A 17,148-nucleotide genomic window follows, 5' to 3' on the forward strand; every position below is an offset into this window, starting at 1 on the left:
CATGCTCGTCCTCGACAACCTGACCAAATCCTACGGTGGCCGCACGGTGCTGTCGCAGCTGTCGCATGCCTTCCGGGCCGGCGAGTTCGTGGCCATCATGGGCGAGTCGGGGGTCGGCAAGTCGACCCTGCTGAACATCATCGCGGGCCTGGACGCGCCCGACGCGGGCCAGGTGATCGTGGACGGCACGCCGATGTCGGCGCTCGACGACGCCGCGGCGACCCGCCTGCGCCGCACCCGCATGGGCTTCATTTTCCAGGCCTTCCACGTGCTGCCGCACCTGACGCTGCGCCAGAACGTGGCGCTGCCCCTGCTGCTGAACCGGACACCGGACGGGCGCGCCGACGAGATGCTGGCCGCGGTCGGCCTGGCCGGACGCGGCAACGACTTCCCGCGCCAGCTGTCCGGCGGCGAACTGCAGCGCGTGGCGATCGCCCGCGCGCTGGTGCACCGCCCCGCCCTGCTGCTGGCGGATGAACCGACCGGCAACCTCGACCCCGAGACCGCCGGGGGCATCCTCGAGCTGCTGCGCCGCGAAACCCGCGCCAGCGGCGCCGGCGCCATCATGGTCACCCACTCCCACGCGGCGGCCGCCATGGCCGACCAGGTGCTGCTCCTGACACGTTCCGGATTGAAATTGGCGTAAATTCCGCGCAGAAAGACCGATGTTGCGGTCCGTTACGTTCAATTCGTAAATCGCGTGCGGCGCAATCGTAGTAATATCACAACGACCCCACCACAAAAGCCGTGACAAAAGGGGGCTATTTCCAGAACAAGTCGATCTGTCCCGAATTATCGTTTTTATATTCGGAGAAGCACCATGAGCGTACGACAGAAAAAACAGGAAATGCTCGCCGCGATGCACCGGGCCCGTGCCCTGGAGCCGTCGAGCTTCGTGCCCAACAAACTGCTCGACACCCTGATCGAGCGCATGCAGCTGAAGAATGATGCCGAGCTGTGCCGCGTACTCGAGGTGCAGCCGCCGATCATCAGCAAGATCCGCCACCGCAAGCTCAACGTCGGCGCCACGATCCTGCTGCGCATGCACGAGAAATCGAACATCCCGATCCGCGAACTAAAGGAGCTCACCAGCGCCTCGATACACTAGGACGCGCTTAGTCCTGGCTGGCTGGCCGGCGGCCTTCCGGTCTTAAGCTGAGGCAGCGCCGCCAGCACCGCCTTGAGGGTCGCGATGTCGACCTGGCCCAGCAGAGCCACGCCGATGCGCAGCAGCTCGCTCTTCTTGACGTCGATGCCGGCGCGCAGGCAGGCCTGCTTGACCTCGGCAAGCACGGCGTATTCCTGCTCGGGCATGGTGAAGCTGTCGCGCACCAGCACCGGGCGCGCCGTGTCGGCCTCGCGTACCGCGACCGGGGCTACCGCCTTGCGCGCGGCGCGTTTCACCACCGGGGCGGCCAGCGACTTCGCGGCCGCCTTCGCGGCCGCCTTGACGGTGGGTTTGGCAGCGGGTTTGGCAGCAGGTTTGGCAGACTCTGCTGCCTTGGCGGCCGGCTTCGCGGCAGGTTTCACAGCGGGCCTGGCCGCTTTGGCGGGCGCGGCTTTCGCACGCGCCGCTCCCTTGGCTGCCGCCGTGACGGCAGCGGACTTCCTGGGCATTACTGACTCCATCGTTCAACAAGCTAAACAATATAGTCGATTTGCCCGGAGAGTGCCAAGGTGTGCGTCACCCGCCGTGATGTGAACGCGTTAACCCGCGTCGTGTCCGTCCTCGTCCGCGAACTCCCGCGCGATGCCGGCGAATTCCGCCTCCAGCGCAAAGAAGGCGTCCAGCACATCCGGGTCGAAATGCGTGCCGCGGCCCTGGCGCATGATCTCGAGCGACTGCGCGTGGGAGAACGGCGGCTTGTAGACGCGGCGCGAGATCAGCGCATCGTAGACGTCGGCCACCGCCATCAGGCGCGCCGAGACCGGGATCGCGTCGCCGCTCAGGTTTTCCGGGTAGCCGCTGCCGTCCCATTTCTCCTGGTGCGAATGGGCGATCTCGCGCGCGAACATCAGGAAGCTGTTGCTGCCGCCCAGGTGCTTCTCGGCCAGCATGATGGTGTCGCGCCCGTAGGCCGCGTGCAGCTTCATCACCTCGAATTCCTCCGGGTCGAGCTTGCCCTGCTTCTGCAGGATGCGGTCGGGAATGGCGACCTTGCCGATGTCGTGCAGGGGCGCCGACTTGTACATCAGCTCGATGTTCTCGTCGGTCAGGCTGGCGGCGAAGCGCGGGTGGCTGCGCAGCTTCATCGCCAGCGCGCGCATGTAGCGCTGGGTGCGGCGGATGTGGTTGCCGCTCAGGCCATCGAGCGTGCCGTCGCGGGTCTCGGCCATCGCCCCCATCGCCAGGATCAGGGCTTCCTGCATCAGGAGCAGCTGCGCGGTGCGCTGCTGGACCATGCGCTCCAGGTTCTCGTTATGCTCCTGCAACAGCTTGCGCGCCGCGCGCAGGGTCAAGTGGGTCGAGACGCGCGCGAACAGGATCGGCGGGCTGATCGGCTTGCCGAGGTAGTCGACCGCGCCCACCGACAGGCCCATCGCCTCGTCCTCGATCTGGTTCTTCGCGGTCAGGAAGATCACCGGGATGTCGCTGGTCGCCGGGTTGGCCTTCAGCTGGCGGCAGGTCTCGTAGCCGTCCATCCCCGGCATCATCACGTCGAGCAGGATCAGGTCCAGGTCCGGGGTCGAGCAAGCGACCTGCAGCGCGGTGCTGCCGTTGGTGGCGACCTTGGTGTGGTACTTGTCCTTCAGCAGGCGCGACAGCAGCATGATGTTGTCCGGCGTATCGTCGACGATCAGGATCGTCGGCCGGTATGGTCGGTCATGCTGGGCGTCCTGCGGCAGCCGGTCCTTCAATGAATTCATAGTTGTTCCGCAATGGAGGAAGAAGCGCCGCTGGCCTGGGTCAGCACCAGGCGCGCCTCTTCGAATTCGTAACGCGACAGGTGCGCCTCGAGGCGCGCCAGCGCGCCCGGGCCGAGCAGGCGGCCCAAGGAAGCGCGCACGGTGTCGAAATAATCGGTGGCTTCGCCCGAGAACTCGGCCAGCAGGCGTTCCAGCTGGGCCGCGGCCGCGTGGGCGCGCTCGGTGTCGCTGCGGTCCGGCTCGCCGTTCTCGCGCGGCGCCGCGGCCGGCACCTCAGGGGCGTTGGCGAAGTAGCAGTCGAGCGCATCCATCAGGTCGGCCATGGCGCGCTCGAGCGCCGCCACGCTGCGCTCGAGCGCGGCAAGGTCGGGCTCGCGCAGAGCAGGCCGGGCGGCCAGCTCTTCGATCTCGCGCGCCAGCGACATCAGTTCGCGTGCGCCGATGTTGCCGGCCACCCCGCGCAGCGAATGCGCACGGCTGGCCACCTCGCGCAGGCGGCCGCCGTCGAAGTCGCTGCGAATGCTGCTGCCGGCGTCGCGCTGGGAGGCGCGGAAGCGGTCCAGCAGCTCGACGTAGAGGGCACTGTTGCCGCCGACATTGCGCAGGCCGAAGCCCGCATCGATGCCGGCCAAGGCCGGCAACGGCGCCAGCTCGGCGGCATGGTCCTGGCCCGGCACCGCGGGCGTCGCAAACCGCGCCGGCATCGCCTTGCCCATCCAGCGCGCCAGCGTGGCGTACAGCTTTTCGGGATCGACCGGCTTGGTGATGTAATCCTGCATCCCTTCGCTCAGGCAGCGCTCGCGGATCTCGGCCAGCGCATGCGCCGTCATCGCAATCACCGGCAGCTCGTCGAAGCGCGGGTCTTTGCGCAGCTCGACCGTGGCGGCGTGGCCGTCCAGCTGCGGCATCTCGAGGTCCATCAGCACCAGGCGGTAGGCGCCGGGGCCGGCGTCGAACAGCTTTTCCAGGGCCTGCTGGCCGGTCGAGGCGACGTCCACGTCCACGCCCTGGGCTTCGAGCAGCTCGCGCGCGATCTGTTGGTTGACCAGGTTGTCCTCGACCACCAGCACGCGCGCGCCATGCGCCTGGGCGCGCGCAACGAAGGCGCCGCCCCCGCCGGCCCGGGCGGCAGTGAACAGGCCGGCCAGGGTGCCGGACAGCGCCGACTGCACGAAGGGCTTGAACAGGAAGCCGTTGACGCCCGCTTCTTCGGCACTGGCCTGCACGTCCTCGCGCCCGAAGGCGGTCACCAGCACGGTGAGCGGCGGCGCGCACAAGTCCTTGTTCGCCGTGATGCGGCGCACCAGCTCGATGCCGTCCATGCGCGGCATGGTGCAATCAAGCAGCACCAGGCGGTAAGGCATACCGGCGGCATCGGCCGCGATGATGGCGCCTTCGGCATGGCGCGCATCCGATGCGCACTCGACCCGCAGCGGCAGCGCCGCCAGGGCCTCGCGCAGGATGGCGCGCGCCAGGGCGCTGTCGTCGACCACCAGCACGCGCGCGCCGGTCAGCTCCGGCGGCGCCGCCAGCGTCGATTCGGGTTCGCCCGACAGGGCGAAATCGAGGTCGAAGTGGAAGGTCGAGCCGGCACTGGGGGCGCTGTCGACCGCGATGCGCCCGCCCATCAGGCCCACCAGCTGCTGCGAGATCGACAATCCCAGGCCGGTGCCGCCGTACTCGCGGGTGGTCGAGCCGTTGGCCTGGCTGAAGGCGCGGAACAGCTTGGCCTGCTGCTCCTCGCCGATGCCGATGCCGGTGTCGCGCACGGCGAAGCGCAGCTTCACGCGTCCCGGCTCGGCGCCTTTCAGCGGGATGCAGGACAGCTGGATCTCCCCCGCTGGCGTGAACTTGACCGCGTTGTTGACCAGGTTGATCAGGACCTGGCCCAGGCGCAGCGGGTCGCCCACGAGCTTGCGCGGCACCGCGTGCGGCACGTGGAACAGGTATTCGAGGCGCTTGTCGGCGGCGCGCTGGCTGGTGACGCTGGCCACGTTGCCGAGCACCTCGTCCAGGCAGAACGGCACCTGCTCGACGTCGAGCTTGCCCGCCTCGATCTTGGAAAAGTCGAGGATGTCGTTGATGATCCCGAGCAGCGACAGCGCGGCGCGGTGGATCTTGCCGACGTAGTCCTGCTGCTTGGGGTTGAGGTCGGTGCGCAGCGCCAGGTAGGCCATGCCGATGATGGCGCTCATCGGGGTGCGGATCTCGTGGCTCATGTTGGCCAGGAACTCGGACTTGGCCACGTTGGCCGCTTCCGCGCGCAGGTTCGACTGGGTCAGTTCCTCGGTGCGGGCGGCGATCTTCTGTTCCAGGTCCTCGTTCAGTTCGCGCAGCTGCTGCTCGATGCGGCTCTTCTCGCGCAGCAGGCCGTTGGTCACCTGCTCGGCCTGGCGCAGCCGGTTCAGGGTGTCGCGAAAGCTCCGCACCGCCGACGACAGGCGCCCGACCTGGTCGCGCCGGCCGATGCCGGACAGGCGGATGTCGGTCTCGCCGCGCGCCAGCTTCTCGAGCGCGTCCTGGATGTCGGCGAAGGGCTGCGACATGCGCCGCCCGACCACGAACACGCAGGCCACGATGGCCAGCGTGAGCAGGATATTGGCGCTAGCCGTATGCACGATCTGCTTGCGCAGGTCCTCGTCGATCTGTTCGCGCGAGAAGGCCAGCTCGATCGCTCCCACCGGGTACTTGCGGGTGCCGTCGTTGTAGTGGATCCGCTGGCGTACCCACAGTTCGGCCCGGGTGTCGTCGTGGCTGCCGAGCGCCGCGATCAGGCTGCCGTCCGGGGCCAGCACGCGCAGGGTCTGCACTTCGGGCGTCGCGCCGAGCGCGTCCACCACCGAGGACACCGCGGCGCTGTTGATGTCGAACAGCGGGCGCGCCAGCGCCTGCGACAGCACGCGCGCCTGGCGCTCCATGCGTTCCTGCAGGCGCGCGTCGGCATCCAGGCGCAGGGTATGCAGCGTATAGGTGGTGTACACGCCGGTCGACAGCGCGACCGCGAGCACGATGCCGGCGCCGAGCCGGAACACGATATTCTGGCGCCAGTTCTCGACCAGGCGGCGCGGCACCACGCGCACCCGGCTGCGGCGGCCGTTAATGATCTCCCCCGCGGCTGCCGAGCTGCCGGCCGCCGAGCTCCTGCTGTTCGCGCTTGCGGTAGGCGGGACTGTTGCGCACCTCTTCGATCGCATTCCACAGGCGCGTGGCCAGCTGCGGCTGGCTGGCGGCCAGGGCGTTCGACAGCACCAGGAAATAGGGTTTTTCCATCAGCGGCAGCGGCAGCATTTCGAGCCGCTTGCCATGCGGGCCGCGCATCAGGCGCGCGGCATCGCCACCGCCCATCGCGGCGCCCGCCAGGCGGCCGGCGACCAGTTTCTGCATCAGCTCGTCCGAGCGCTGGCTGCCGTCGTCGGTCGCCACGCCCTGGGCGCGCAGGAATTCCCCCACCGAATAGCCGAGCTGGAAGCCGATGCGGCCGTCCAGGTTGCGGATGCTCTTGCCGTCCCAGTCGAGGCGGCTGCCGCGCGGGCGCACCAGCATGTAGGTATCGAGGTGCATGCGCTTGGAGGCGTCGACCCGCGGGTCGGATGCGCCCGGGGCCACGCCCGGGTAGGCGCCGAGCGCCATGCGCTCGCGGTTGAAGCTGACCGCGAAGGCCCCGCCGACCTGGTTCGCCTTGAGCTGCTCGAGGCAGCGCTTCCAGGGCATGCTCTGGTAATTGAAGGTGACGCCGGTGCGTTTCGCGACCTCGGCCAGCAGTTCGAAGTTCAGCCCGCCGCCATCGAGGGTGCGCCAGGGCCGCACTTCCTGGCGCTCGAAACACAGGGTGAGGTGTTCACCCGGCGCGGCCTGCACCCGGGCATGCGCAAGCAGGCAACAGACGGCCAGGGCGGAAAGCAGGTAGCGGTGCATGGAAAGCTGGCAAGAGGCATGGTTGAACGAACAACACAAGTATGCCACCAGAAGTTTCCAAACAACAGTAAAAACGAGGATTCAGCATGGAAAACGACAGCGCCGGTCGCGCGTCGCTTCAGGCCGCCAGGAGCATCTGCGAACGCACCTGGTTGCGCCCTTCGTTCTTGGCGAGGTAGACCGCCGCATCGGCGGCGGCAAACAGATCCTTGATGCCCTGGCCTTCCGTCATGGTCGCCACGCCGATGGAGACCGTGGCCTGCACTCTCGGCTTGTTCAACAGGGGCGCCTGGGCGATGCCGGTACGGATGCGTTCGCCCACCTCCATCGCGGTAGCCAGCGCAGTTTCCGGCAGCACGACGACGAACTCCTCGCCGCCGAAACGGGCACACACGTCGGCGGACCGCAGGAAGCTGCGCAGCGCCTGCGCGAAGGCGCGCAGGACGTCGTCGCCCACCAGGTGGCCGAATTCGTCGTTGATGTTCTTGAAGAAGTCGATGTCGAGCATCAGGATCGAGAAAGGCCGGCCCGAGACAGCGAACTGCGCCGCCTGCTGCTTGAGGACGTCATCGAGCGCCCGGCGGTTCCAGTGTCCGGTCAGCGCATCGGTCGCCGCATCGAGCTCGACTTTCTGCAGTGCCGCGCGCAACTGCGCCGCCAGGGAAGCATTGGCATGCTGCAGGCGTATCCCTTCGAGCAAACGCTGCGAGATCGCGCGCGTATAGTAGGCAGTCAGGGCAATGAATACGCTCAGCCCGGCAGCGTAGTCGAGCGCGTTCGGGATGCCGGCAAGCAGCAGCAATCCCGACACCGATACCGCCCACTGCATGCCGATCTGCCCGTAATAAGCCACCACGAAGGTGCCGTACACCTGGGCGTTGATCGAGGTGACGCCGCACAGCAGCGCCATCAGGATGGCGTCGAGCGCCGGGTCGTAGCCGATCAGGAACCAGGTCAAGAGCCCCCATGCGAAGCCGTCCAGCGCGGCGATCCAGCGCAGCCGGACGCCATGCATCGCCAGCGTCGAGCCGGCGCCGATCATCCGCTGCAGGACCCACAGGCTGCCGGCCCAGATCGCGGCGGCGCTGCCCAGCCACAATGCGATCGACTGCATCGGCACATGGTCCCGGCAAAACCACACGGCAAGCAGCCAGCCGACCGGTGTGGTGGTCAGCGCGCGACGAAGCGCAATCGCACATTCCGAAAAACCTGTCGCGCGCGCAAGCGCCAGGTCGGATTCGCCCATGGGCTGATTGGTGGTCACGACGTCATCGAGAGCTGGTGAAGGAATCCTGTCGCCCGCACCGCGCCTCTTAACCTGAGGTCAACATTGTTTGCGGACATGAAACTTTCAACATCTTGTCAGGCTCCGACAAAGATGTCCAGAAGAAACATGCTCTTGTTGTCACCTGTCCTCGCCCGGCCGATTCCAGCCGGCCGGGGCAGCGGCGATCTAGGTCTCGACAGTCGCGGTCGCCGCCTGGCTGACCCGGTTGCGCCCGGCCTCCTTGGCCGCGCGCAGGGCGTCGTCGGCGCGCTGGAACAGGGTCACGGTGCTGTCTTCCGGGCGAATCACGGTCACGCCGAAGCTGGCCGTCATGGCGATCATCGCGCGTTCGCTCTTGACCGGCGAACTGGCGATCGCGGCGCGGATGCGCTCGGCCACCAGCAGGGCCTCGTCCAGATTGGTGCGCGGCAGCAGGATCGCGAACTCCACGCCCACCAGGCGCCCCACCAGGTCGGAATCGCGCAGCTGGCGCTTGCACAGGTCCACCACGTGGCGCAGCACGGCGTCGCCGGCCGGGTGGCCGTAGCCGTCGTTGACGCGCTTGAACTGGTCGAGATCGAGCACCACCAGCGCGGTCGGCAGGCCGGGCCGGCGCGCCAGCGCCATCCAGGGCGCCAGGGCATTGAAGAAGCCGCGCCGGTTCGGCACGTCGGTGAGCGGGTCCACCACCTCGAGGCGCGCCAGTTCGCGCCCCAGGCGTTCGCGTCCCAGCAGCAGCACGCCGAAGGCGTTGGCCAGCATCAGGAGATACAGCGCGGCGCTGGAGAACTGGCGCAGCAGTTCGCTCGACAGCCAGCGCCAGCCGCCCGGCAGCAGCAGCACCGACAGGCCGCGCGCCGCCACCAGCAGCGCCAGCACGGCGGTCACCAGGGCCAGGAAGCGCTGCAGCAGGCTGGCCTGGCGCCAGCCGGCGGCCAGCGCCGCTGCACAGTTCAGGTAGAGGGCGCCGAGCAGCAGCGACGCCGCCAGGCTGCGCAGCCCCTGCTCGTCGACCAGGTAGCAGAGCAGGAACACCAGGATCGCCAGCCCGCCTGCCAGCAGGGTCGGACGGCGCCAGCCGTCGCGGCCGGCCTCCTGCCAGGACGCGCCGCCCTCGATGGCGACGCCGGCGAACAGCAGCGCATAGCCGCCCGGCAGCGCCAGCGCTTCGGGCACCACGCCGGCCCCGCCCAGCGCCAGCAGGGTCCAGGCGCCCGCCTGCACCTGCTTCGACAGGGCCCAGGCGCTCAAGGCCGCCGGGCGCACGGGGCCGTGGTCGAAGAAGGTCAGCAGCGCGCACAGGGCCAGGTTGCCCAGGGCCAGCACCAACACCATCGTGGTCGCGTCCAGGTTCGTCATGTGTCGGTTCTACTGTCAGTACTCGTGTTCGACCAGGGTGGTGCCGTCGCCCACCTTGCTGGCCCAGGCGCGGCTGAAATAATCCTGCTCCTCGGGACTCGGGGGCGCGTGCCAGAACACGATCAGGGTGCCCTTGTGGTCGTGAAGCTGGGTCAGCTTGTCGACGAAACCGGCGTTGCCGGCGCTGTCGGCCAGGGCCATCGCATAGCCGTACACGCGCTGCAGGCGCTCGAGACGGTCGGGCTCGGTCTGGGCGTTGGTGGCGGTGATGGAAGGATGGTCCAGGAACATGGGAGTCGGTCTTTGTTCGGATGGCCAGCTTATCAGAAAGCGATGCCGCAGAACAAGCTAGTCCCTTGGGGGAGCGCTCGCCTATACTGGCGCCATGTCCGCCTCACCCGACCAGCCTCCCTCCCTCCCCCCGCCGATCGTCACCACCCGGGGCGACCGCCGCACGCTGGAATTCACCCCGGGCGACATCCAGAGCGAGATGCGGTTGTCGCGCCCCGACGCCCTGGTGCTGCCCTATGCGCGCGCGATGATGTGCTTTGCCCTGCTGGCGCCGCGCCCGCGCCATATCCTCATGGTGGGGCTGGGAGGCGGCTCGCTGGTCAAGTTCTGCCGCCGCCGGTTTCCCCGGGCCCGCATCACGGTGCTCGAAGTGCGTGCGGACGTGATCGCGCTGCGCGCGCAGTTCCAGGTCCCGCCCGACGATGCGCGGCTGCGCGTGCTGCATTGCGACGCGGCCGACTGGCTGGCCCGGGCCGGCGCCGGCGAGCCTGACGCGCCTGGCGACGTCGACGTGCTGCTGGTGGACGGCTTCGACGCCGCCGGATTGCCGCCGGCACTCGCCAGCGCCGGTTTCTATGCGCATTGCCGGCGCGCCCTGCGTCCCGGCGGCGTGCTGGTGGCGAACATCTTCACCTACGATCCCGCTTATGTGTCTGCGGTGCAACGCCTGCAGGCGGCCTTCGATGGCCAGGTCTGCTGGCTGTCCGGCATCGCCGGCAACAACCAGATCCTGCTCGCCCAGCGCCCTTCCCTCCCCGGCGCCGCGCCAGGGCGCGCCCTGCGCTTCCTGCGAGACACACTGGGTAATCGTGGACTCGGGAGTGCGCTGGCCAACCGCCTGCTGGCGCGCCTGGTCCTTGCCTGGCTGGCATGGCGACCGCAGCGGCGTTGAAGCGCGCGGGCCAATAGCCTGGCGCGCGCTTGCGACATTTCGTTTGCCGAAAACTGTCCGGATGTGACACACTCCACGTATTGATGCCTACTGGCAAGCCTTTAGGCATCTTGTGCACGTCGTTATCACGGACCTTCTGGACACATCCATGGCGCCTCGCCTGCCCCTGTCGTTGACGCTCGCGGCAGCCCTCACGCTCGGGGGCGGCCTGGCCGCATCCGGCGCCCTGTTTCTGGGAGTGAGCCACCTCGAGTACGACAACATGGCGCTCGGCTTCGCCCAGCGCGCCGACGAGCGCGTGGCCGCGGTGCGCCAGGGCATCGACCAGGCCGTCGAAGTGCTGACCGTGACCAACCAGCTGTTCGCGCGCGGCGAGCCGGTCAGCCGCGAGCATTTCCGCGACTTCACCGCCGCCCTGCTCCAGCGCCACCGCTACATCCAGGCCTTCAACGTCCACCGCACGGTGCCGGGCGATCAGCGCGCGGCCGTGGAGCGCGAGCTGCAGCGGATCCGCCCGGGCACCGTGTTCACCGAGCTGCAGGCCCAGGGCCTGGTGGCGGCGCCGCCGCGTGCGCGCTACCACATCGTCGATTTCATCGAACCGATGGCCGGCAACGAACGTGCCTTCGGGCTGAACGCCGGCGAGAACCTGCAGGTGATGAGCGCGCTGGCGATCGCGCGCGGCGAGGGCCGCGCCGCCGCGACCGACCTGTTCCAGCTGGCCCAGGACGAGCGCAAGCAGCCGGCCTTCAGCCTGGTCATGCCGGTGCTCGACCGTGACGGCACGCTGGCCGGCGACACCGCGATCGTCATCCGCGGCCCGGAACTGGTGCGCGCCTCGCTGGCCGCCACCGGACTGCTCGACCCGCGCGAGGGTTCCAGCGAGATCTTCGTGTCGGTCTATGCCGGCGACGGGGCCAGCCCGGCGAACCTGCTGTTTTCCACCGGCGACACCAGCAAACCCGAACAGGGCTGGCTGGCCGGCTTCCTCGCACCCGGCCAGCCCGGCCATGCCAGCAAGCTGCTGCGCATCGCCGGCAAGCCCTGGCGCATCGAAGTGGCCAGCGCGCCGCGCCCCTTCCTGCACGACCACATGGCCTCGACTGCCCTGCTGGTGGGCGGCATCCTGATGACCCTGCTCGGCACCGCCTTCGTGCAGGCCTCGGGCCAGCGCGCGCGCAAGGTCCAGCAGCTGGTGCGCCAGCGCACCGCCGATCTGCGCCGCACCAACCGCCGCCTGGTCGAGGACATGGCCGCGCGCGAGCGCGCCGAGCGCGCCCTGCAGCAGAGCGAACAGCGCTTCCGTCAGCTGGTGTCGATGTCCTCGGACTGGTACTGGGAACAGGACCGCGACCTGCGCTTCACCATGGTCACCGGCGGCTTCACCGAAAAGGCCGGCGTCGCCGTCGAGGCGGTGCTCGGCAAGACGCGCTGGGAACACGCCCCCGCCCTGCTCGAGACCGAGGCCGGGCGCGCCCACATCGCCCAGGTCAAGGCGCACGAACCCTTCGCTAACCTCGAATACAAGGTGGTCGACGCGCAGGGCGACACCCGCTGGTTCTGCGTCAACGGCCAGCCGGTGTTCGACGAACACGGCGAGCTGCTGGGCTACCGCGGCACCGGCAGCGACATCACCGAACGCAAGCTCACCGAACAGCGCGTGCACCACGTGGCCCAGCACGACGTGCTGACCGGCCTGCCCAACCGCTCGCTGCTGCAGGACCGCCTCGGCCAGGCGATCGCCTATGCCAACCGCAGCGGCCGCCCGATGTGGGTGATGCTGATCGACCTCGACCGCTTCAAGTTCGTCAACGACTCGATGGGCCACAAGGCCGGCGACGTGCTCCTGATGACGGTGGCGGCGCGCCTGACCGGCTCGCTGCGCGACACCGACACCGTGGCGCGCCTGTCGGGCGACGAATTCGTGGTGATCCTGTCCGAGCACCACGACGAGCCGCTCTCGCCCGAGATCGTGCAGCGCGTGATGGATTCGGTGGCCCAGCCGGTCATGCTGGGCACCAAGGAATTCTTCGTCACCTGCTCGATCGGGGTGGCGGTCTACCCGAGCGAGGGCACGCCGGCCGACAGCCTGATCGAACACGCCGACATCGCGATGTACAGCGCCAAGAAGATGGGGCGCAACAACTTCCAGTTCTATACGCCGGCCATGAACGAGGAGTCGCTGGAGCGGGTGCGCATCGAAAGCGCGCTGCGCAACGCCCTCGAGCGTAACGAATTCGTGCTGCACTACCAGCCGCAGGTCGACCTCAAGACCGGCCAGATCGTCGGCATGGAAGCCTTGCTCCGCTGGAAGCATCCCGAGCTAGGCATGGTGCCGCCTGGCCGCTTCATCGGCATCGCCGAGGAGACCGGGCTGATCGTCCAGATCGGCGCCTGGGTGATGCGCACCGCCTGCGCCCAGAACAAGGCTTGGCAGGATGCGGGACTGGGACGCCTGCGCGTGGCGGTCAACCTGTCGGCGCGCCAGTTCGGCGCCGCCGACCTGGTCGCCAGCCTGGAGTCGGTGCTGCTTGATACCATGCTGGACCCGGACTGCCTCGAGATCGAGCTGACCGAAAGCCTGTTCATGAGCGACGTGACGCCGGCGGTGGACCTGCTGCACCGCATGAAGTCGCTGGGCGTGAACCTGTCGATCGACGACTTCGGCACCGGCTATTCGAGCCTGTCCTACCTGTCGCGCTTCCCGATCGACGTGCTGAAGATCGACCGTTCCTTTGTTGCCGACATCACCGTTGACGCCAACGACGCCGCGATCGTCACCTCGATCATCGCGCTGGCGCATAACCTGAAGCTGGCCGTGATCGCCGAGGGCGTCGAGACGCTCGAGCAGCTCGACTACCTGCGCAGCCATGGCTGCGACGAAATGCAGGGCTATTTCTTCAGCAAGCCGCTGGCGGCCGAGGAGTTCGAACAGCTGCTGGTCCAGCGCAAGGCGCTGCCGCCGCCGCGCCAAACCAAGCCCGAACCGGCGCCGGAAACCGCGCCGGAAATCGCCGAGGCTTGATCCGGCTCAAGTTTCCCATCGTCATTTATCCGCTAAGCTGCTTATAGGCTATTTATTTGTAGCCTAAACAACATTGTTAGCCTTAGAATAGCCGTGTCTCTTTAGCAACCTCAGACATAACGGATATCCATCATGATGAATGACACCGGCGAGCTGACTCCGGTCGCCGCCGCAGCGGGCACTGCCAGTGGCGTACGCCGCCAGCGCACCGACATCCGCACCCGCGACCTGATCAACCAGGCTGTGGCATCGATCCCCACGCTCGGACTGCAGCGCGCCGCCGAGTTCCTGGCGACCATGAATGTGCCGGCCGAGGTGGCCGTGCGGGTGCTGGTTTACCCGAACCGCCGCCGGATTAACTAAGAACCTAGCGGCGCTGCTGCTGTTGCTGGCGCGTGATATCGTCCAGCGTCTCGCGGCCCTTGTCGGTCAGGGCGTAGCCCCCGTCTTCGAGCGGGGCGATGTGCGACTTGATGCTCAGGAAGCGGACCACGTCGCCGTCGAGCGGGGCCCGCGGGTCATCCGCCAGGGCAGTCAGCGATTTGATGCAGCGGCGCAGGAACAGCACCTGCTGCCCCTTCTCCGTGAGCACGATACGCCCGTCGCGGGTGTATTCGAGCATCTTCAATCCCGACAGGCGCTTGGCATTGCGCCCCACGCAGGCACCCGCCGTGTCGCGCTTCACGCCGCGGCGTACCAGTTCCAGGGCGTCGTATTCGTCCGTCGTCAGTTGTTCGTTCTTCATGCTGTTTTCTATTCGGCCAGGGCGCGCCATGGTAACCGGCGCGCCGGCCGAGGGCAAGCATCAACGCAGCGCCCGGAAGGCCAGCCAGCCCAGGCCGGCACTCGCCGCGACGCCGAGCGCCAGCGCCAGTTGCGCCCGGCGCGAGTAGTAGAGCGGGCCGCGGCCCAGGTAGATGGTGTTGTGCAGGGTACGGCCCATGGTCTCCTCCGGCATCCGGCAGTGCTTGTTGTGGGGTCCTTCTGTGCTCCATTCTCCGATCCATTATAGGCAGGCCAAGATGTCGGCAACATGACATGGATCGGCACGCCTGCGGGCCGGACCGAATGTTGCAGTGCGGCGTCCCGCGCGCCGATGACCGTTCGGCCCTGTTAGGATCATCCTGTCGAACAACCACCTGGAGCGCACCATGAGCAACGCAACCCGCCAAGTCGATCCCGCGGCAAAAGGCCCCAACGTGCTGCACGAATCCGATATCGGCAGCGGTGAGAAATCCCCTGGAGAACTGGAAACCGAAGAAATGATCCGACAAATTCCGCCGCTGCCCCCATCGGGCAGCCAGGGCTCGTCCGCAAGCCAGGACAAGCCGCGCAGCTGAGCTTCCCTGCCGGCCTTCACGGCCGGCGTCCTCCCCCGTCCACCCCGCTTGCAGCGGGCCGTTTCCGTCCTGTCCGACGTGACAGGTCGACGGACGGCCGGGTGGCAATCACGCTTCATCGCGTCATCTTCGGAAATACGAGGCCTTGAAGACCCTGTCCGGCTGGCGGCACGGGCCTAGCCGGCCGGCCAGGGGCTGCGCGCCCGGGCCGGCCTGAGCGCCGGGGTCAGGCGGCCCGGATCGGCGGCTCGGGGAAGCGCGGCTCCTCGACCGGGGCATTGACCGGGTCGGGGACATCGTCCGGCACGGGCGGCCGCGGGTCGGGCGTCGGCGTCGGGTCCGGGACGTCCGGTTCCGGGGTACTATGGGCGTACACGGGGGTTGATCCGTGCAGCTTGTTTTCTTGAGCAAGCATGGTCATGGTCAGCCTCTCGGATGGTGCGGGCGGTCGCCCGCGGGTGAAGCCCACCGCACGGCGCATGCTGGTCGCGCCGCCGGCGGGCCTAGGTTTCAATCAGCGTTGATGCTTCTGCTTGGCCCCGCCGCCGGCGCCCTCGCCCTTGCCGGCCTTGACGTCCGACATGTGGTCGTGGCTGCTTTTCTGCGTGTTCTGGCCCGCGCGCTGCTTCGCCATGTCTTCCTCGGACATGTTGTCCGACTGCTTGTTGGTCTGGCTTCCGCCGGATTTCGATTGGCTCATCGCACTCCTCCTGTTGACGTGGTTGGCTTTGGATGCAGCCTAGCATGGATGCCGAAGCCGGGTTTTTCAATCGTGCGGCGCTGAAGGCGGCCCGCCGCAGCCTGGCATCCTCGGCTATAGTGCTTACTCGACTATTTCCTCGCCGACCATGAATCTTCGTCCCTTCCTGTTCGCAGCCCTGCTTGCAGCCGGCATCCATGGCGCATCCGCCGCCACCCCGATGAAGCTGGCCGATTACCTGGCCCTGGACGGCCCCGCGCCGAGCGCCCGCATTCCCTACGGCGAAGCGCCCTCGCAGTACGCGGAACTGTTCCTGCCACCGGGCAGCGGCCCCTTTCCGGTCGCGGTCCTGGTGCACGGCGGCTGCTGGACCAGCAAGTTCGGCGGCATCACCCAGCTGCGCAACATGGCCGGGGCGCTGGCGGCGCGCGGGATCGCGGTCTGGAACGTCGAATACCGGCGCACCGACGAAGCGGGCGGCGGCTATCCCGGCACCTACCAGGACATGCATGCGGCGCTCGAGACCCTGGAAAAGCAGGCGGGACGCTATCCGCTCGACCTGCAGCGCCTGGTCGCGGTCGGCCATTCGGCCGGCGGCCAGCTGGTGCAGTGGATGGCGGGACGCTCCCGGATTCCGGCCGGCAGCCCGCTGTACCGTGCGCGGACCTTGAAGGTGCCGGCGGTGGTCAGCCTGGGCGGCCTGGCCGACCTGCGCAGTGAAGCTGCCTTGATCAAGTCCAGCTGCGGGCGCGATACCGCGGAGTTGGCCGGCGTGCCTGGTCCGGGGCGGCCGGACGTCTTCGTGGACACCAATGCGGCGGAACTCATGCCGAACGGCAGCCGTACCTGGCTGGTCACGGGGGAGCTCGACACGATCTCGCCGCCGCGCGTGGCGCACGACTATGCGGCGCGGGCGCGCAAGGCGGGTGATGCTGCCGAGGTAGTGATCCTGCCGGGCGCCAGCCACTACGACGAGGTGGCCGCGACTTCGCATGCCTGGCCGCTGGTCGTGGAAGTGATCGAACGGGCTCTGGGCCGGCCGTAGCCATGATGCGAATGTTCTCAAGCCCAGCGCGCCGCGGGCTCGTCCTGATCCTGGTGCTGAATGCGACGCCGACCTACGAGTCCATGTTCAACAGTTACCGCCCCACTTGGACTTCCCTGGGGAGAGATATCCGCGAACAAGGCTCGGTAACCGTCATACCGAAACGACATGGATTCGTCTTTGGCGTCAATAACGAAAGATCCGATGTTCACTTCAAGGAGCGCTGGCATCGGCTCCGGTTCGGGTACCCGGTACGTCCGATTACCATCGATTATGAGCAGCGCAAGAAGCAGATCCAAGGGCGTGTCGAGATCAATTGGCTCCTCATTTGGCTTTGCATCAGCTGTGTTCTCTGGATGGTATTGGAGTTGATGCTGTTTTCGATCAGAGCGCTGGGGTCGCGTCTTCACAAGTCCAATCAGGATTGACAGGCTGGTCAAGGGCCC

19 protein-coding genes are annotated in these 17,148 nt (G+C 67.7%); 8 read left to right on the plus strand and 11 right to left on the minus strand.

The genetic code is table 11. The annotated features are described in order from the left end of the window. The first annotated feature begins 1 nt into the window (after position 1). Positions 2-646 (plus strand): ABC transporter ATP-binding protein, encoded by a 645-nt coding sequence (locus tag ACK6C6_RS13560; RefSeq protein ID WP_409267731.1) that lies wholly within the window; start codon positions 2-4, stop codon positions 644-646. 174 nt (positions 647-820) lie between these two features. Then, positions 821-1,108, plus strand: coding sequence for a hypothetical protein (locus ACK6C6_RS13565; protein WP_036211798.1), 288 nt, complete (start codon positions 821-823; stop codon positions 1,106-1,108). On the opposite strand, the gene ACK6C6_RS13570 is transcribed toward ACK6C6_RS13565, so the two are convergent. The 7 genes from ACK6C6_RS13570 to ACK6C6_RS13600 all read right to left on the minus strand — a co-directional run bounded on the left by ACK6C6_RS13570 (position 1,105) and on the right by ACK6C6_RS13600 (position 9,700). Beyond that, entirely contained in the window at positions 1,105-1,617 is a 513-nt protein-coding gene (locus ACK6C6_RS13570) for a hypothetical protein (protein WP_409267733.1), read from the minus strand. The genes ACK6C6_RS13565 and ACK6C6_RS13570 overlap by 4 nt on opposite strands. 90 nt (positions 1,618-1,707) lie before the next feature. After that, on the minus strand, positions 1,708-2,868 hold the full coding sequence (locus ACK6C6_RS13575) for a two-component system response regulator (RefSeq protein WP_409267734.1): 1,161 nt from the start codon (positions 2,866-2,868) through the stop codon (positions 1,708-1,710). Then, positions 2,865-6,062, minus strand: coding sequence for a response regulator (locus ACK6C6_RS13580; protein WP_409267735.1), 3,198 nt, complete (start codon positions 6,060-6,062; stop codon positions 2,865-2,867). Before ACK6C6_RS13580 ends, ACK6C6_RS13575 begins: the two co-directional genes overlap by 4 nt. Further along, positions 5,965-6,783, minus strand: coding sequence for a substrate-binding periplasmic protein (locus tag ACK6C6_RS13585; protein ID WP_409267736.1), 819 nt, complete (start codon positions 6,781-6,783; stop codon positions 5,965-5,967). The genes ACK6C6_RS13580 and ACK6C6_RS13585 overlap by 98 nt, the downstream gene beginning before the upstream one ends. 118 nt (positions 6,784-6,901) lie before the next feature. Further along, a complete protein-coding gene (locus ACK6C6_RS13590; protein WP_409267737.1) occupies positions 6,902-8,047 on the minus strand; it encodes a diguanylate cyclase in 1,146 nt (381 codons plus the stop codon). Positions 8,048-8,236: 189 nt separating this feature from the next. Continuing rightward, complete coding sequence (locus tag ACK6C6_RS13595; RefSeq protein ID WP_209588450.1) at positions 8,237-9,409, minus strand: GGDEF domain-containing protein; 1,173 nt, start codon at positions 9,407-9,409, stop codon at positions 8,237-8,239. 15 nt (positions 9,410-9,424) lie between these two features. Beyond that, a complete protein-coding gene (locus ACK6C6_RS13600) occupies positions 9,425-9,700 on the minus strand; it encodes a hypothetical protein (protein WP_036211783.1) in 276 nt (91 codons plus the stop codon). Positions 9,701-9,794: 94 nt separating this feature from the next. On the opposite strand from ACK6C6_RS13600, the gene ACK6C6_RS13605 reads away from it, so the two are divergent. From ACK6C6_RS13605 to ACK6C6_RS13615, 3 genes are all read left to right on the plus strand, one after another. Then, positions 9,795-10,592 carry a transferase spermidine synthase gene (locus ACK6C6_RS13605; protein ID WP_209588451.1) on the plus strand — a complete coding sequence of 266 codons (798 nt, stop codon included), beginning with the start codon at positions 9,795-9,797 and terminating at the stop codon, positions 10,590-10,592. A gap of 148 nt (positions 10,593-10,740) precedes the next feature. Then, complete coding sequence (locus ACK6C6_RS13610; RefSeq protein ID WP_409267738.1) at positions 10,741-13,617, plus strand: EAL domain-containing protein; 2,877 nt, start codon at positions 10,741-10,743, stop codon at positions 13,615-13,617. Positions 13,618-13,749: 132 nt separating this feature from the next. Beyond that, on the plus strand, positions 13,750-13,980 hold the full coding sequence (locus ACK6C6_RS13615; RefSeq protein WP_229413051.1) for a hypothetical protein: 231 nt from the start codon (positions 13,750-13,752) through the stop codon (positions 13,978-13,980). 4 nt (positions 13,981-13,984) lie between these two features. Here the strand turns inward: ACK6C6_RS13615 and ACK6C6_RS13620 are convergent, their stop codons facing one another. Both ACK6C6_RS13620 and ACK6C6_RS13625 read right to left on the minus strand, forming a co-directional pair. Continuing rightward, a complete protein-coding gene (locus ACK6C6_RS13620) occupies positions 13,985-14,362 on the minus strand; it encodes a hypothetical protein (RefSeq protein ID WP_409267739.1) in 378 nt (125 codons plus the stop codon). A gap of 60 nt (positions 14,363-14,422) precedes the next feature. After that, on the minus strand, positions 14,423-14,560 hold the full coding sequence (locus tag ACK6C6_RS13625; RefSeq protein ID WP_169728098.1) for a hypothetical protein: 138 nt from the start codon (positions 14,558-14,560) through the stop codon (positions 14,423-14,425). 208 nt (positions 14,561-14,768) lie between these two features. Between ACK6C6_RS13625 and ACK6C6_RS13630 the strand changes: the two genes are divergently transcribed. Further along, positions 14,769-14,957 (plus strand): hypothetical protein, encoded by a 189-nt coding sequence (locus ACK6C6_RS13630; RefSeq protein WP_209588454.1) that lies wholly within the window; start codon positions 14,769-14,771, stop codon positions 14,955-14,957. A 226-nt stretch (positions 14,958-15,183) separates the two neighbouring features. On the opposite strand, the gene ACK6C6_RS13635 is transcribed toward ACK6C6_RS13630, so the two are convergent. Together ACK6C6_RS13635 and ACK6C6_RS13640 are read right to left on the minus strand one after the other, a co-directional pair. Further along, a complete protein-coding gene (locus ACK6C6_RS13635; protein ID WP_409267740.1) occupies positions 15,184-15,471 on the minus strand; it encodes a hypothetical protein in 288 nt (95 codons plus the stop codon). Next, entirely contained in the window at positions 15,472-15,657 is a 186-nt protein-coding gene (locus tag ACK6C6_RS13640) for a hypothetical protein (protein WP_027864967.1), read from the minus strand. A 148-nt stretch (positions 15,658-15,805) separates the two neighbouring features. Between ACK6C6_RS13640 and ACK6C6_RS13645 the strand changes: the two genes are divergently transcribed. Continuing rightward, positions 15,806-16,702: an alpha/beta hydrolase gene (locus tag ACK6C6_RS13645; protein ID WP_409267741.1), complete on the plus strand. Its 897-nt coding sequence runs from the start codon at positions 15,806-15,808 to the stop codon at positions 16,700-16,702. A 2-nt stretch (positions 16,703-16,704) separates the two neighbouring features. Next, the gene (locus ACK6C6_RS13650) at positions 16,705-17,130 is read left to right on the plus strand and encodes a hypothetical protein (RefSeq protein WP_409267742.1); all 426 of its coding nucleotides are present in this window, start codon (positions 16,705-16,707) and stop codon (positions 17,128-17,130) included. Positions 17,131-17,148: the final 18 nt, after the last annotated feature.

Origin of the sequence: Massilia sp. BHUDP2, from assembly GCF_046236355.1 — a bacterium.
Lineage (GTDB): Bacteria > Pseudomonadota > Gammaproteobacteria > Burkholderiales > Burkholderiaceae_D > Telluria > Telluria varians.

Bases quoted from the DNA above. Each gene is read 5' to 3' on its own strand.
- ACK6C6_RS13560 (WP_409267731.1), top strand. From the start codon at position 2: ATGCTCGTCCTCGACAACCTGACCAAATCCTACGGTGGCCGCACGGTG.
- ACK6C6_RS13565 (WP_036211798.1), top strand. From the start codon at position 821: ATGAGCGTACGACAGAAAAAACAGGAAATGCTCGCCGCGATGCACCGG.
- ACK6C6_RS13570 (WP_409267733.1), bottom strand. From the start codon at position 1,617: ATGCCCAGGAAGTCCGCTGCCGTCACGGCGGCAGCCAAGGGAGCGGCG.
- ACK6C6_RS13575 (WP_409267734.1), bottom strand. From the start codon at position 2,868: ATGAATTCATTGAAGGACCGGCTGCCGCAGGACGCCCAGCATGACCGA.
- ACK6C6_RS13580 (WP_409267735.1), bottom strand. From the start codon at position 6,062: ATGCGATCGAAGAGGTGCGCAACAGTCCCGCCTACCGCAAGCGCGAAC.
- ACK6C6_RS13585 (WP_409267736.1), bottom strand. From the start codon at position 6,783: ATGCACCGCTACCTGCTTTCCGCCCTGGCCGTCTGTTGCCTGCTTGCG.
- ACK6C6_RS13595 (WP_209588450.1), bottom strand. From the start codon at position 9,409: ATGACGAACCTGGACGCGACCACGATGGTGTTGGTGCTGGCCCTGGGC.
- ACK6C6_RS13600 (WP_036211783.1), bottom strand. From the start codon at position 9,700: ATGTTCCTGGACCATCCTTCCATCACCGCCACCAACGCCCAGACCGAG.
- ACK6C6_RS13605 (WP_209588451.1), top strand. From the start codon at position 9,795: ATGTCCGCCTCACCCGACCAGCCTCCCTCCCTCCCCCCGCCGATCGTC.
- ACK6C6_RS13610 (WP_409267738.1), top strand. From the start codon at position 10,741: ATGGCGCCTCGCCTGCCCCTGTCGTTGACGCTCGCGGCAGCCCTCACG.
- ACK6C6_RS13615 (WP_229413051.1), top strand. From the start codon at position 13,750: ATGATGAATGACACCGGCGAGCTGACTCCGGTCGCCGCCGCAGCGGGC.
- ACK6C6_RS13620 (WP_409267739.1), bottom strand. From the start codon at position 14,362: ATGAAGAACGAACAACTGACGACGGACGAATACGACGCCCTGGAACTG.
- ACK6C6_RS13625 (WP_169728098.1), bottom strand. From the start codon at position 14,560: ATGGGCCGTACCCTGCACAACACCATCTACCTGGGCCGCGGCCCGCTC.
- ACK6C6_RS13630 (WP_209588454.1), top strand. From the start codon at position 14,769: ATGAGCAACGCAACCCGCCAAGTCGATCCCGCGGCAAAAGGCCCCAAC.
- ACK6C6_RS13640 (WP_027864967.1), bottom strand. From the start codon at position 15,657: ATGAGCCAATCGAAATCCGGCGGAAGCCAGACCAACAAGCAGTCGGAC.
- ACK6C6_RS13645 (WP_409267741.1), top strand. From the start codon at position 15,806: ATGAATCTTCGTCCCTTCCTGTTCGCAGCCCTGCTTGCAGCCGGCATC.
- ACK6C6_RS13650 (WP_409267742.1), top strand. From the start codon at position 16,705: ATGATGCGAATGTTCTCAAGCCCAGCGCGCCGCGGGCTCGTCCTGATC.